Below are 13,599 nucleotides of genomic sequence, written 5' to 3' on the forward strand. Positions count from 1 at the left end.
TGTGCTTGCTGCGCGGGGCCCGACTGCGAGCGTCCCGCACGCAGCGTGAAGGCGAAAGGGGGTGTACCCCGATCAGGTCACGCCCCGTGGTCGCGGGCAAGCCGGGCGGGGGCGGCCGGTCGGGTGACGGGGCTCCGGTCAGCGGCGGCGTGCGGTGAGGGATGCGTGCAGGGAGCGTGCCGAGGCGTCGGTCAGGGCGGCGATCTGGTCGACGAGGACCCGTTTGCGGGCCCTGTCCCCGGACGCGGCTTCGAACAGGGCCCGGAACTGCGGCTCCAGCCCCTCCGGGGCGCGTGCGGTCAGCGCGGCGGCCAGTTCCGCGATGACGATCCGCTGGTCGGCGCGGATCGCCTCCTGTTCGGCGCGCTGCATGACGTACCGGTCGGCGACCGCCTTGAGGACGGCGCACTCGTTGCGTGCCTCGCGGGGGACGACGAGCTCGGCCGCGTACCGGCTGAGCCGGCCCGTTCCGTACGCCAGCCGGGTGCTGGTCTCGGCGGCGAGGCAGAACCGGCCGATCAGCTGACTCGTCGCGTCCTTCAGCCGGGCCTGTCCGACCGCGGACCCGTCGTAGCCGTGCGGCCACCAGTCCTGGCCGATGAGCCGGTCCAGCGCGTCGGCCAGCTCCCCGGGGTCGGTGTCCGCCGGGACGTACCGGCCGACGGCGACTGCCCAGATCGCGTTCCGCTCGGGCTCGGCGTAGAGGCAGTCGGGGTCGATGTGCCCGGCGTGCAGCCCGTCCTCGAAGTCGTGCACCGAGTAGGCGACGTCGTCGGACCAGTCCATGACCTGGGCCTCGAAGCACTTGCGGTCCTGCGGGGCGCCGTGACGGGCCCACTCGAAGACGGGCAGGTCGTCCTCGTACACCCCGAATTTCGGCGAGCCCGGGTCGAAGGGATGCCCACCGCGCGGCCACGGGTACTTGGTGGCGGCGTCCAGAGAGGCACGGGTCAGGTTGAGCCCCACGCTGACCAGCTCGCCGGTCCGGGTGTCGGGCACGAACCGCTTCGGTTCTAGCCGGGTCAGCAGGCGCAGCGACTGGGCGTTGCCCTCGAAGCCCCCGCAGTCCGACGCGAAGTCGTTGAGGGCCTGTTCCCCGTTGTGTCCGAACGGCGGGTGGCCCAGGTCATGGGCGAGGCAGGCCGTCTCCACCAGATCGGGGTCGCAGCCGAGCGCCGCCCCGAGCTCGCGGCCGACCTGGGCGCATTCCAGGGAGTGGGTGAGCCGGGTCCGCGGGCTGGCGTCCCAGGCGTGGCCGCGGGTGCCGGGGGTGACGACCTGGGTCTTCCCGGCGAGCCTGCGCAACGCGGCGGAGTGCAGCACCCGGGCGCGGTCGCGCTGGAACGCGGTACGCCCGGGCCGTTTGTCCGGTTCGGTGTCCCAGCGCTCGGCGTCGGCGGCGCGGTAGGGGGTCGTGCCGTGGTCCTGTGTGCCCGAGGCGTGCCGGGTTTCCCGCGTACCGTCCATGGTTCCGACAGTAATCCGCCGGACCGACAGCACAGCTCAGGCAGGTGCGCGGCGGGAGGCCGGGGGACGGAGCTGTTCGGTCGCCTCGGCACCGGCCGCGATCCGCCGGGCGGACCCCGGCGAGGGTGCTCCTGCGGCGGCCACCCGGTCGTCCGCCCCGGTTCCGGACCGGTTCGCGGCGGCATCCCCCGAAGGGCGGCATCATTCCGCAGGTTCGGCCACGAGACCGGAAACAGTATCGAAATCAACGAAATCGGGAGAGGGAGAACCCTTTCCTCCCCTCGATCGTCCGATCATGTGGGCCGACGACACGGCCCGGGGCACGGTCAGGCGCAGGGCACGAAGAGCAGGAACTGGGGGACACGCATGCGGGAGAAGCAGCCGGGACGACTGGGTCCGCTTCGCCGGCTGCGGCCGCGGTGGCCGCGGACGCGGCGCGAGCAGCGGCGGGCCGTGCAGGGGGTGATGCTCGCCTGTGTGGTGGCGCTGGCGCCCGCGACCTGGCTGCACACCGTCGCCGACGCCCGCGTCAGGACGACCGCGGACGCGCCCGCGCAGCAGGTCGCCGTGGTGTTCGGGGCCGGTCTCTGGAAGGGCAAGCCGTCGCCGTACCTCGCGAACCGCCTCAAGGCCGCCGCCGAGCTGTACCGGGACGGGAAGGTGAAGGTCGTGCTCGTGACCGGCGACAACAGCCGCGAGGAGTACGACGAGCCGGACGCCATGCGCACCTATCTCAGGGCGCATGGCGTGCCGGACCAGCGGATCGTGAGCGATTTCGCCGGATTCGACACCTGGGACTCATGCGTACGGGCCAAGAAGATCTTCGGTGTCGACCGCGCGGTGCTGGTGAGCCAGGGGTTCCACATCCGGCGGGCGATCGCGCTGTGCCGGACCGCGGGGATCGACGCGTACGGGGTCGGCGTCGACGCCGTGCACGACGCGACCTGGTACTACGGCGGAGCACGCGAGGTGTTCGCGGCGGGGAAGGCAGCGCTGGACGCCCTGTTCGAGCCGGACCCGCAGTTCCTGGGCCCCGAGGAGCCCGGGATCGGGGAGGCCCTGGCGGCGGACGAGCGTTGAGGGTGGGCACGGGGGGCGGGTGCCCGGCCCTACAGGGGTGCGACCGGGGCGGGTGCCCAGCCCTACAGGGGTGCGACCGGGGCGGTCTCGGCCGCGACCCAGTCGAGGTAGCGGGCGCTGCCGCGTACCACCGGGATCGCGATGATCTCGGGTGTTTCGTAGTCGTGCGCCGCCAGAAGATGGGCCTCCAGTTCGTCGTACCGCTCGGCCGTCGTCCTGAACAGCACCTGCCACTCCTCGGTGCTCTCGATGGCGTGCTGCCAGCGGTAGACCGAGGTGACGGGCGCGGAGATCTGCGCGCAGGCGACGAGCCGTGCCTCCACCGCGCCCTGCGCCAGGGACCGGGCCTTCGCCTCACTGTCCGTCGTGGTCAGTACGGTCAGCCATGCCGGCGTCGTCGTCACCTTCGGCCTCCTCCGTGCGGGTCACCGGGCCACCGGATCATCGGGTGTCCTCCGATTGTCGGGGGCGTCGCGGCACGGCGCAGGACCCGGCGGTCAGCTGCCGTACGGGCGCACGGCCTTGGCGTCGCGCAGCGCACGCCCCCACCAGACCAGCTGGTCGAGCAGCGTCTTGGCGGCCGCTTCGCAGCCCGAGGGGTCCTTGTGCCTGCCCTGCTCGTCGAACAGGGCACCCGCGTTGTGGAACGACACGGTTTCGCGGATGCCGACGGTGTGCAGCTCCGCGAAGACCTGCCTGAGGTGCTCGACGGCGCGCAGGCCGCCGGAGATTCCGCCGTACGAGACGAAGGCGACGGGTTTGGCCTGCCACTCGGTGTGGTGCCAGTCGATGAGGTTCTTCAGCGGGGCCGGGTACGAGTGGTTGTACTCGGGGGTGATGACGACGAACGCCTCAGCCGCCGCCAACCTCGGGGAAACGGCAGCCAGTCGGGCCCGCGCCTCGGCGTCGGGCCGGTAGGAGTGAGCGATCGGGAGATCCAGTTCCGCGAGATCCACCAGATCGGTCTCGATGCCGGAGTGACCGGCGGTGCGTGAGAGGAACCAGTCGGAGACGACGGGGGCGAACCGCCCTTCGCGATTGCTCGCGAGGAGGACCGCGACCTTGAGCGGCGCGGCGGAGGCGGCAGGGGACGAGGGTGCTGCGGTGAGGTCCATGGGGAGAGGCTCATATGTCAACCATGGTTGAGGTCAAGTCCTGTCCACGGACGGCCGCCCCCGGCCCTCCCGGCATACGGTGGACCGCATGACGACTCCCCCTTCCGCGCCGTTCCCGTACGCCGAGTTCAATGGGCACCCGGCCACCGAGGCGGATCTACGGATTCCCGCCTTCCTCGACTACGGCCATTTCACGGCCATGCAGGTAAGGGACGGAAGGGTGCGCGGCCTCGCCCTGCATCTGGCCCGGCTGGACTCGGCGAACCAGGAGCTGTTCGATCGCGCGCTGGACGGGGAGCGGGTCCGCGAGCTGGTCCGGCACGCGCTGGACGGCGCCGGGGTACGGGACGCCTCGACGCGGGTGTACGGCTTTCTGCCGCCGGGCGACACGGAGACGACCGTCATGGTCACGGTGCGCGGGCCCGCGCGGAAGTCCACCGAACCGCACGGCCTGATGTCCGTCCCGTACGCCCGGACCGTGCCGCACATCAAGCGCCCCGGCGAGTTCGGCCAGACGTACTACGCGAGGCTCGCGGCACGCGCCGGGTTCGACGAGGCCCTGCTGACCCTGCCGGACGGCACGGTGACGGAGGGGGCGATCACCAACGTCGGCTTCTGGGACGGCACTTCGGTCGTCTGGCCCGCCGCCCCCGCCCTGCTCGGCATCACCATGGCGCTGCTGGAGCGGGAACTGCCCGGCGCGGGACTTGCGTCCGTGCGGCGCCCGGTGACGCTGGACGGGCTGGGCGCGTACCGATCGGCGTTCCTCACCAACTCCCAGGGCATCGCACCGGTCCGGCGGATCGACGACATCGAGTTCACGGTGGACGAGGAGCTGATGGAGCGGATCGGGCAGGCGTACGACGCCGCGCCGTGGGACGCGGTCTGACACCACGCGGCGTCACGCCGGGGCGCCGGGGCCGCCCGGGGCACCGTGACCGCCCGGACCACCGGGGCCGCCCGGGGCGCCGGGGCCAAGGACGCCGCGCCGCGGGACGCCGGGCACGGAACCGCCCCCGCCGGGCCCAGGGGGGGTGGGCCCGGCGGGGGCGGCGGCCGGGGGCGGCCTGGTGCACCGTCCCGTGGGGGGTGTCAGACATGTGCCCGACCTTCACAAGGTCATGCGTGTGACGTACGCCACTCTTTTTTTGGCGTGGCGTCACCCGTTTGGCACCGGATGCCGCGGAGCCGGTCACCTTCGTTTCGATCATGGCGTTGACCTGCACACATGCATCTTGGCAAGGATGCCGCGCCGGGCCGTTCAGGTGGAAGCTGACTTGGTGTCAGCAGGCATGTACGACGGACCGCCCGTTAGCTCGGGGGCAGGACACAGCCACTCGCGCCATTGCCGGAGGAACCCCCATGCGTCCTGCCCGCCTAGTGACCGGTACCGCCGCTTCCGCGGTCACCATAGCCACGCTCGGCCTCTTCACCGCCGGGGCACCCGCGTACGCGGGTGATGCCGGCACGCTGCGGGCCGGCTCGGCGGCCGCGCCGCGGGCCAACGGCGCCCCGGTGGCCCAGGGCGACGACGAGGGCGGCGGAGACAACCCTGCCGGATCCGGGCGCGACACCCCCTTCGGCCTCAATGTCCCCTCACTGCTCGACTCCGTCGGCGGGCTCAACGCCTTCTCCGGGCTCGACACCTCCTCCAGGAACGAGGGGTCGAACGAGCATGGGAGCGGAAACCGGAGCCCGTCCGAGGACGAAGGCTCGGGCCGGCACGACAGCTCATCATCCGGACGCGACAACTCGTCGTCCGGGCATGACAGTTCCTCCGGGCACGACAACTCGTCGTCGGGCCGGGACAAGTCGTCGTCCGGACGTGATGACTCGTCCGCGCCCACCGGTCCCAGCGGGCACGTCAAAACAGGCGTCGGCGGCAGCGTCCGGTCCGACACCTCCCAGATCGCGGCGGGCGCCGGCGTACTCGCCGCGGCCGCCGTCGGCGGAGCCTGGCTCCTGCGTCGTCGGGCGAGCGGCACGCAGGAAGCCGGCTGACGGAGACGGATTCACGTCTCGGTACCGCCAGGTGTCCGTCCCGGTGGCCGCGCGGCCACCGGGACGGGGCCGTGCCCCGCGCCCGAACCGTCCCGTCCCCCACCCGTCTTTGCCTCGTCACCCGGAGGACGACCGTGTCCCAGAAGGTCAAGGGCTGGCTGCTGGTTCTCGCGGCGCTGGCCGGTGTCTGGCTGATCCGCCACGGCGCCGGCACCCAGCTGATCCCGCCCCAGCCGACCACCGCGCAGGCTCTCGCCGCCGGCCCCGAGCCGCAGCCGGGGTCCCCGGTCGCCGAACCCCTGGGGCCGTCGGCGCCCGTGCGCATCCGGATCCCCAGCATCCGGGTGGACGCCCCGATGATGCGGCTGGGCCTCGGCGCCGACGGCAGTCTCGACGTGCCGCCCGCCGCGAACCGTAATGTCGTCGGCTGGTACCGGGACGGCACTCCCCCGGGCTCCAGGGGCAGCGCGATCGTCGCCGGCCATGTCGACAACGCGCAGGGGCGGTCGGTCTTCTACGACCTGGGCACTCTGCAAAAGGGCAGCGAGGTCGAGGTGGTCCGCCAGGACGGACGCACCGCCGTCTTCTCCCTCGACGGGATCGAGGTCTACGACAGTGACGACTTCCCCGACAAGCGGGTGTACGGCGCCTCGGCCTATGCCTCGCTGCGGTTGATCACCTGCGGCGGCGGCTTCTCGAAGACATCGGGCTACCTGGGCAATGTGGTCGCGTACGCGCATCTCACGAAAGTGCGCTGAACCGGGCCCGCCCGGTGCGCGTCGGTCACGCCGTCCACTGGTCGAACGCCAGCTTCGCGACCAGCGAGAACACCACGACCAGCAGGACGCCGCGGACGAACCCGCTGCCCTTGCTGAGCGCCATCCGCGCCCCGATCAGCCCGCCCGCCAGGTTGAACACCGCCATCAGCGCGGCCAGTTGCCACATCACACTGCCCTGGTACGCGAACATCGCCAGCGCCCCGCCGTTGGTGCAGACGTTGACGATCTTGGCCGTGGCCGACGCGTTCACCAGATCGAGATGGAGCACCGCGGTCAGCCCCAGGACGAGGAAGGTCCCGGTGCCGGGGCCGAACAGCCCGTCGTAGAAGCCGATACCGCCGCCGACGAGCACGATCGCCATGACGGTGCGGGCCCGGGTGACCTCGCGCCGCGTACCGTCGTCCGGCGCCCTGCCGAACGAGGGGCGCAGCATCACGAACGCCGCGACCGCCAGCAGCACGACCATGATCACCGGGCGCAGCACCTCACTGCTGATCCCGGCGGCGAAGAACGCCCCGGCCATCGATCCGGCCAGCGCCGCGAGCCCGATCCGCAGGGCCGTGCCGACCTTGACCGGTGCCCTGCGCACATACGTCACGGCGGCGCCCGACGTACCGACGATCGCGACCGCCTTGTTGGTGCCGAGTACGTGCGCGGCCGGGACGTGGGGCAGGCCCAGCAGCAGGGCGGGCAGCAGGAGCAGTCCGCCACCGCCGACCACCGCGTCGATCCAGCCCGCCGCCGCTGCGGCGAGGCAGAGGACGACCAGAGTGGTGAGTGCTATGTCGGGCATGATCGCGACCCTAACGACCTCGCCCGCGATTGTCAGACGCCCGCCCCGTCCAACCGCGTCCGCCGGATCCCGGAACCGTCGCGGCGACGCGGCGACGCGGCGACGCGGCGACGCGGCGACGGAACCTCCGGGCCGGCCCGGGGGTTCCGCGGTGCCGCCCGGCCCGTTCCCCCCGGACGCCGCGGCCGTACGCTTGGCCCATGAGCCAGGGCTGGAACGCGAGCGACATCCCCGATCAGAGCGGCCGTACGGCCGTGATCACCGGAGCCAACAGCGGCATCGGGCTGATCACGGCACGGGAACTTGCCCGGCACGGCGCGCGGGTGCTGCTCGCCTGCCGTGACGAGACGCGCGGCAAGGAGGCCGCGTCCCACATCCGGGCGGCCGTGACCGGCGCGGACGTGGAGTTCGTACCGCTCGATCTGGCCGATCTGGAATCCGTACGCGCGTGCGCGGCGTCCCACACGCCCGAGCGGATCGATCTGCTGATCAACAACGCGGGCGTGATGGCCCTTCCTTACGGGAAGACGGCCGACGGCTTCGAGAGGCAGTTCGGCGTCAACCACCTGGGGCACTTCGCCCTCACCGGGCTGCTGCTCCCGAAGCTCCTGGGCGCCCCCGGGGCGCGCGTGGTGAGCGTCTCCAGCGGCCTGCACGCCCTGTCCGACATCGATATGGGGGATCTCAACAGCGAGCGGAACTACCGCCGGTGGATCGCCTACGGCCGCTCGAAGACCGCCAATCTGCTCTTCGTCCACGAGCTGGCGCGGCGGCTGGCAGCCGCCGGTTCCGAGGTGGTGGCCGCGGCGGCGCACCCCGGGTACGCGGCGACCAATCTGCAGGCGGCGGGCGTGCGGATGGAGAACCGCAAGGCGGCGGAACGGGTGGTCGGGCTCGGCAACCGGCTCATCGCCCAGCCCGCGTCGGCCGGTGCGCTGCCCACCCTGTACGCGGCCACCGCGCCCGGCGTGCGCCCCGACTCGTTCACCGGCCCGAGGCTGCTGGGGTGGCGCGGTGCGCCGGCCCCGTCCTGGCGGGCCGGCTGGACGCTGAACGACGTGGCGAGCGAGCGGCTCTGGGTGGCGTCCGAGCAGCTCACAGGGGTGACGTATCCGGGCCTCACGCCCTGAGGCCCGCTCCCCGGCCGCCTGCTCTCCCGCTCGCCGTCACCCGGCTCAGAGCCTGTCGGGCGACCTCTGATCGGGCGGCCACGCCCTGGCACGCACGCTTCCCGATCGAAGATCACCCGACAGGCTCTCAGCCCTGCTGCCCCTGGACGGCGGCGGGGTCCATCCACATGACCTCCCAGATGTGGTGGTCCGGGTCCTGGAAGGAGCGGCCGTACATGTGGCCGTAGTCCACCGGCTCGTTGGCGGGCGATCCACCGGAGGCGAGGGCCGTGTCGACCAGTTCGTCCACCTTCTCGCGGCTCTCGGCGCTCAGGGCGAGGATCACCTCGGTGGACTTCGAGGAGTCGGCGATCTCCTTCCTGGTGAACTCCTTGAAGCGGGGCTCCGTGAGGAGCATGGCGAAGATGGTGTCGCTGATGACGAGACACGCGGTGTTCTCGTCACTGAACTGCGGATTGCACGAGAAGCCGAGCTTGCCGAAGAAGGCCTTGGTCGCCTCAAGGTTCTTGACCGGCAGGTTCACGAAGATCATCTGGGGCATGGAGGTCCCGTTCTCTCTGGTATTCGAACGTTTTACGACAGGTAGACGGCCGCGCCGCGCGGAACTCATCGGTACCGGCGAAGGAACTTTTGTGTACCTGTGGCCGTCAGGACATGGCGAGCGGCGCGCCGCCCCGGAGCAGCGATCCGCCCAGCGGGGTCAGTGTGTGCAGGACCGAACTGCCGTGCCGGAGAGTGTGGACCAGTCCCGCCTCGCGCAGCACACAGGCGTGCTGGCTGGCCGAGGCGAGGGAGACTCCCGCGCGGCGGGCGAGTTCGCTGGTCGTGCAGCCGTCACCGATGGCCCTCAGAACCGTCGAACGGGTGTGGCCGAGGAGCCGGCCGAGCCAGGGGCCCGGTTCGGCGAAGACCGGGGCGCGGGAGTGGGTGACCGGGTAGACGAGAACCGGCGGGAGTTGTGGATCGCGGCAGACGACCGGGGTGACGCGGCAGAAGAAGGACGGCTGGAGCAGTAACCCCCGGCCGTCCAGGTGGAGCTCGCGGTCGACGGGGTAGTCCGCCTCCAGCACGGGGGCCCGCCAGCGGATCATGGGCGGGAGGGAGGCGAGCAGTTCGTCCGCGCCGCCGTCCAGGAGCGCGCGGCCGCGGACGGCACGGTCGGCCTCGATGCTCGCCTGGATGTGCGGCCAGTAGGGTTCGATCGCGGCGCGGTGGTAGCTGCGCAGGGCGCCGACGAGCCGGTCGAGCGACTCGACGCGGCCGTCCTGGAAGCGGCCCGTCCCGCGGCGTTCGGCGGCCAGCAGGGCGAGTTCGGCGCGTATCCGCCCGGGCGGGGTGTCGCGCAGCGCCTGCATTCCGGCGTCGGCGCCGTAGGGCTCGCCGCTTTCCTGAGAAGGCGTCAGAAAATCCGGGAAATACCCGCGCGGTGGAATCACCGCGGCCAGCAGGCGCACTTCACCATTCAACCGGGGCCGGGATTCCGTACGCCATTTCCCGAACACCGTGGAACCGCGCCGGTCCCTCAGCCGATGGAAACTCAGAACGGTTTCCCACAGCGCATCCGGCCGGGTGGCCATCCGCACTCTGGAAAGGTCCGCTCCGGACATGTGGATACGCAGCACCGATCCCCCACCTGTTGCACGTGCAATTACCCCCATCCAAGGGTAGGCGACCCGTAACAGCACGTCACCACGGGGTTTCGGCCAGAGGTGAAACGTCTCGCCCCCGCACGCCCTCACCCGAAAAGCTGTACGACGTCGGGCACGAATCCGGAGCCACCGGAAGAGCGGGTGAAGGCCGTGGGGGGTTTTGCTCGTTCGGCGGCGGTGCGCAACGGTGCGGCTCCGTGTCCGACGAGGTAAGCCGGGTGCGGCCCATGGATGGGGATCCATGGGCCGCACCCCGGTCCGTTCCGGGCGCGGGCCCCCGGTCCGTTCCGCGGGTCTTCGCTTATTGAACGAACTTTGCGTATCGAACGAGAAAAAGAACAGCGTCGAACAAACATTTCCCCGGAACGGAACGAGGCGGTGGCACCCCCGCACAGGGTGCCACCGCCTCCCGTGGTTCCGGAGCCGCCGCCGGGTCGGTGAGGGTACGGGTGAGCCGGCGGCGGCTCCGGGGCAGAGGGCCGGGTGCCGGGTCAGCGGCTGTCGCTGCCCGTCGACTCCGCCGCCGCGCGGCCCGCCTCCAGGCGGGCGACGGGAATGCGGAACGGGGAGCAGGACACGTAGTCCAGACCCACCTCGTGGAAGAAGTGCACCGACTCCGGGTCGCCGCCGTGCTCGCCGCAGACGCCGAGCTTCAGGTCCGGGCGGGTGGCCCGGCCGGCCGCGACGGCGCTGCGGACCAGCGAGCCGACACCGTCCTTGTCGATCGTCTCGAACGGCGACACCCCGAAGATCCCCTTCTCCAGGTACGCGGTGAAGAAGGACGCCTCCACGTCGTCACGGGAGAAGCCCCACACCGTCTGGGTCAGGTCGTTCGTGCCGAAGGAGAAGAACTGCGCGGCCTCGGCGATCTGACCGGCGGTCAGCGCGGCACGCGGCAGCTCGATCATCGTGCCGATGGTCAGCTTCAGGCAGGTGCCGGTGGCGGCCTCGACCTCGGCGATGACCCGGTCGGCCTCCTCGCGGACGATCTCCAGCTCCTGGACCGTGCCGACCAGCGGAATCATGATCTCGACGCGCGGGTCGCCCTTGGCGTTCCTGCGTTCGGCCGCGGCCTCGGCGATCGCCCGTACCTGCATGGCGAACAGGCCGGGGATGACGAGACCGAGACGGACCCCGCGCAGACCGAGCATCGGGTTCTGCTCGTGCAGCTTGTGCACGGCCTGGAGCAGGCGCAGGTCGTTCTCGTTGGCGTCCTTGCGCGACTCGGCGAGCGCGACCCGGACCGAGAGCTCGGTGATGTCGGGCAGGAACTCGTGCAGCGGCGGGTCGAGCAGCCGTACGGTGACGGGCAGCCCGTCCATCGCCTCGAACAGCTCGATGAAATCCGCCTTCTGGAGCGGAAGCAGCTCGTCCAGGGCGGTCTCGCGCTCGGCGTCGGTGTCGGCGAGGATCAGCTTCTCGACCATCTCGCGGCGCTCACCGAGGAACATGTGCTCGGTACGGCACAGGCCGATGCCCTGGGCGCCGAAGCGGCGGGCCCGCAGCGCGTCCTCGGCGTTGTCGGCGTTGGCCCGCACCCGCAGCCGGCGCACCCGGTCCGCGTACGCCATGATCCGGTGCACGGCAGCCACCAGCTCGTCGGCGTCGTCGGCGCCCGCGTGCATCCGGCCCTCGAAGTACTCGACGACCGGGGACGGCACGACGGGGACCTCGCCGAGGTACACCTTGCCGGTGGAGCCGTCGATGGAGACGACGTCCCCCTCCTCGATGACCCGGCCGTCCACCGTCATCCGGCGGCGCTTGGTGTCGACTTCGAGCTCCTCGGCGCCGCAGACACAGGTCTTGCCCATGCCGCGGGCGACGACGGCGGCGTGCGAGGTCTTCCCGCCGCGCGAGGTCAGGATGCCCTCGGCCGCGATCATGCCGTCGAGGTCGTCGGGGTTGGTCTCGCGGCGGATGAGGATGACCTTCTCGCCGGACCGCGACCACTTCACCGCGGTGTACGAGTCGAAGACGGCCTTGCCGACCGCTGCGCCCGGCGAGGCCGCGATGCCCCGGCCCAGCAGCTGGGGGCCCTTCCCCTCGGCGACTCCGGTGTCGTCGAAGCGCGGGAACATCAGCTGCGCCAGCTGCGCCCCGTTGACCCGCTGAAGCGCCTCGGCCTCGTCGATCAGGCCCTGGTCGACGAGCTGGGTGGCGATCCGGAAGGCGGCACCGGCGGTGCGCTTGCCGACCCGGGTCTGGAGCATCCACAGCCGGCCGCGCTCGATGGTGAACTCGATGTCGCACAGGTCCTTGTAGTGCGTTTCGAGGGTTTTCATGATCTGCATCAGCTGGTCGTACGACTTCTTGTCGATCGACTCCAGCTCGGCGAGCGGCACGGTGTTGCGGATACCGGCGACGACGTCCTCGCCCTGCGCGTTCTGCAGGTAGTCGCCGTAGACGCCCTGGTGGCCGCTGGCGGGGTCGCGGGTGAACGCGACGCCCGTACCGGAGTCGGGGCCGAGGTTGCCGAAGACCATCGAGCAGATGTTGACGGCCGTGCCGAGGTCGCCGGGGATGCGTTCCTGGCGCCGGTAGAGCTTGGCCCGGTCGGTGTTCCACGAGTCGAAGACGGCCTTTATGGCCAGGTCCATCTGCTCGCGCGGGTCCTGCGGGAAGTCACGTCCGGCGTCCCGGGAGACGAGCTTCTTGAACTGCTTGACCAGCTTCTTCAGGTCGGCCGCGTCGAGATCCACGTCGACGGTGACGCCCTTGGCCTCCTTCGCCGCCTCCAGCGCCTCCTCGAAGAGGTCGCCGTCGACACCGAGGACGGTCTTGCCGAACATCTGGATGAGGCGGCGGTAGGAGTCCCACGCGAACCGCTCGTCGCCGGACTGGACGGCGAGACCGGCCACGGACTCGTCGGAGAGGCCGATGTTGAGGACCGTGTCCATCATGCCGGGCATCGAGAACTTCGCACCGGAGCGGACCGAGACCAGCAGCGGGTCGTCCGCCTGGCCGAGCTTCTTGCCCATCCGCGCCTCAAGGGCGTCCAGATGCGCACTGACCTCGTCCCGGAGCTCCGCCGGCTCCTCGCCGCTGTCGAGGTAGACCTTGCACGCCTCGGTCGTGATGGTGAATCCCGGCGGGACGGGGAGCCCGAGATTGGTCATCTCGGCGAGGTTGGCACCCTTCCCGCCGAGGAGGTCCTTCAGATCCTTGTTGCCCTCGGTGAAGTCGTAAACGAACTTCTGGCCCTCGGCCTCCCGGGACTCCGGGGTGGTTACGTGGGAATCTTTGTTTTCCGACACGGGTCTCGACTCCTCGAGGACGCGATGGCTGCCCTGACGGCGAGGAACATACCCAGATCGAAGGTGTCTGGGTACGTCCACTTGTGCGTCATGAGGCGTCAACCACCCGTCCGCCAGCAGATCGAAAGTGGCATGACCTGCCCCTCGACCGGAGGGATTCGTTCACTTCTTGAATGAATAAATACGTACCGCTACCGGAATCCCTTCAATCGATCACACAGAGCGCTGGACGCGTCGATCGATCAAAGTGGAGCCTATTGGCACCCAGTGCCATCATTTGAGAAATGCACCCCTCGAATTTGCGCTCATTTGAGCGCACTGCCCCTCAGGG

General features: G+C 70.7%; 12 protein-coding genes. 5 read left to right on the plus strand and 7 right to left on the minus strand.

Annotation, left to right across the window (positions count from 1 at the left end; genetic code table 11):
• Window positions 1-138: 138 nt before the first annotated feature.
• Window positions 139-1,467 (minus strand): deoxyguanosinetriphosphate triphosphohydrolase, encoded by a 1,329-nt coding sequence (locus ACF08M_RS00095; RefSeq protein ID WP_392182960.1) that lies wholly within the window; start codon window positions 1,465-1,467, stop codon window positions 139-141.
• Between the two features lie 366 nt (window positions 1,468-1,833).
• Here ACF08M_RS00095 and ACF08M_RS00100 point away from each other — a divergent pair, with 366 nt between their 5' ends.
• On the plus strand, window positions 1,834-2,547 hold the full coding sequence (locus tag ACF08M_RS00100) for a vancomycin high temperature exclusion protein (RefSeq protein ID WP_392182961.1): 714 nt from the start codon (window positions 1,834-1,836) through the stop codon (window positions 2,545-2,547).
• Window positions 2,548-2,609: 62 nt separating this feature from the next.
• On the opposite strand, the gene cutA is transcribed toward ACF08M_RS00100, so the two are convergent.
• Window positions 2,610-2,951, minus strand: a complete 342-nt coding sequence (gene cutA, locus ACF08M_RS00105; RefSeq protein ID WP_392182962.1) for a divalent-cation tolerance protein CutA — start codon at window positions 2,949-2,951, stop codon at window positions 2,610-2,612.
• 93 nt (window positions 2,952-3,044) lie between these two features.
• The gene (locus ACF08M_RS00110) at window positions 3,045-3,662 is read right to left on the minus strand and encodes an NADPH-dependent FMN reductase (RefSeq protein ID WP_392182963.1); all 618 of its coding nucleotides are present in this window, start codon (window positions 3,660-3,662) and stop codon (window positions 3,045-3,047) included.
• 88 nt (window positions 3,663-3,750) lie between these two features.
• On the opposite strand from ACF08M_RS00110, the gene ACF08M_RS00115 reads away from it, so the two are divergent.
• The 3 genes from ACF08M_RS00115 to ACF08M_RS00125 all read left to right on the plus strand — a co-directional run bounded on the left by ACF08M_RS00115 (window position 3,751) and on the right by ACF08M_RS00125 (window position 6,421).
• Window positions 3,751-4,551 carry an aminotransferase class IV family protein gene (locus ACF08M_RS00115; protein ID WP_392182964.1) on the plus strand — a complete coding sequence of 267 codons (801 nt, stop codon included), beginning with the start codon at window positions 3,751-3,753 and terminating at the stop codon, window positions 4,549-4,551.
• Between the two features lie 473 nt (window positions 4,552-5,024).
• Window positions 5,025-5,663, plus strand: a complete 639-nt coding sequence (locus tag ACF08M_RS00120; protein WP_392182965.1) for a hypothetical protein — start codon at window positions 5,025-5,027, stop codon at window positions 5,661-5,663.
• A 134-nt stretch (window positions 5,664-5,797) separates the two neighbouring features.
• Entirely contained in the window at window positions 5,798-6,421 is a 624-nt protein-coding gene (locus tag ACF08M_RS00125) for a class F sortase (protein ID WP_392182966.1), read from the plus strand.
• Window positions 6,422-6,446: 25 nt separating this feature from the next.
• Here the strand turns inward: ACF08M_RS00125 and ACF08M_RS00130 are convergent, their stop codons facing one another.
• Entirely contained in the window at window positions 6,447-7,235 is a 789-nt protein-coding gene (locus ACF08M_RS00130) for a sulfite exporter TauE/SafE family protein (protein WP_392182967.1), read from the minus strand.
• 200 nt (window positions 7,236-7,435) lie between these two features.
• On the opposite strand from ACF08M_RS00130, the gene ACF08M_RS00135 reads away from it, so the two are divergent.
• Complete coding sequence (locus ACF08M_RS00135; protein ID WP_392182968.1) at window positions 7,436-8,365, plus strand: oxidoreductase; 930 nt, start codon at window positions 7,436-7,438, stop codon at window positions 8,363-8,365.
• A gap of 127 nt (window positions 8,366-8,492) precedes the next feature.
• On the opposite strand, the gene ACF08M_RS00140 is transcribed toward ACF08M_RS00135, so the two are convergent.
• The 3 genes from ACF08M_RS00140 to ppdK all read right to left on the minus strand — a co-directional run bounded on the left by ACF08M_RS00140 (window position 8,493) and on the right by ppdK (window position 13,268).
• Complete coding sequence (locus tag ACF08M_RS00140) at window positions 8,493-8,906, minus strand: VOC family protein (RefSeq protein WP_392182969.1); 414 nt, start codon at window positions 8,904-8,906, stop codon at window positions 8,493-8,495.
• 106 nt (window positions 8,907-9,012) lie between these two features.
• A complete protein-coding gene (locus ACF08M_RS00145; RefSeq protein WP_392182970.1) occupies window positions 9,013-9,987 on the minus strand; it encodes an ArsR/SmtB family transcription factor in 975 nt (324 codons plus the stop codon).
• A 518-nt stretch (window positions 9,988-10,505) separates the two neighbouring features.
• Entirely contained in the window at window positions 10,506-13,268 is a 2,763-nt protein-coding gene (ppdK, locus tag ACF08M_RS00150) for a pyruvate, phosphate dikinase (RefSeq protein ID WP_392182971.1), read from the minus strand.
• Window positions 13,269-13,599: the final 331 nt, after the last annotated feature.

The organism is Streptomyces sp. NPDC015032 (genome assembly GCF_043080425.1).
Taxonomy (GTDB): Bacteria; Actinomycetota; Actinomycetes; order Streptomycetales; family Streptomycetaceae; genus Streptomyces.

Coding starts and splice junctions, on each gene's coding strand:
- ACF08M_RS00110 (WP_392182963.1), bottom strand. CDS start 3,662: ATGGACCTCACCGCAGCACCCTCGTCCCCTGCCGCCTCCGCCGCGCCG.
- ACF08M_RS00140 (WP_392182969.1), bottom strand. CDS start 8,906: ATGCCCCAGATGATCTTCGTGAACCTGCCGGTCAAGAACCTTGAGGCG.
- ACF08M_RS00100 (WP_392182961.1), top strand. CDS start 1,834: ATGCGGGAGAAGCAGCCGGGACGACTGGGTCCGCTTCGCCGGCTGCGG.
- ACF08M_RS00135 (WP_392182968.1), top strand. CDS start 7,436: ATGAGCCAGGGCTGGAACGCGAGCGACATCCCCGATCAGAGCGGCCGT.
- ACF08M_RS00095 (WP_392182960.1), bottom strand. CDS start 1,467: ATGGACGGTACGCGGGAAACCCGGCACGCCTCGGGCACACAGGACCAC.
- ACF08M_RS00130 (WP_392182967.1), bottom strand. CDS start 7,235: ATGCCCGACATAGCACTCACCACTCTGGTCGTCCTCTGCCTCGCCGCA.
- ACF08M_RS00120 (WP_392182965.1), top strand. CDS start 5,025: ATGCGTCCTGCCCGCCTAGTGACCGGTACCGCCGCTTCCGCGGTCACC.
- ACF08M_RS00115 (WP_392182964.1), top strand. CDS start 3,751: ATGACGACTCCCCCTTCCGCGCCGTTCCCGTACGCCGAGTTCAATGGG.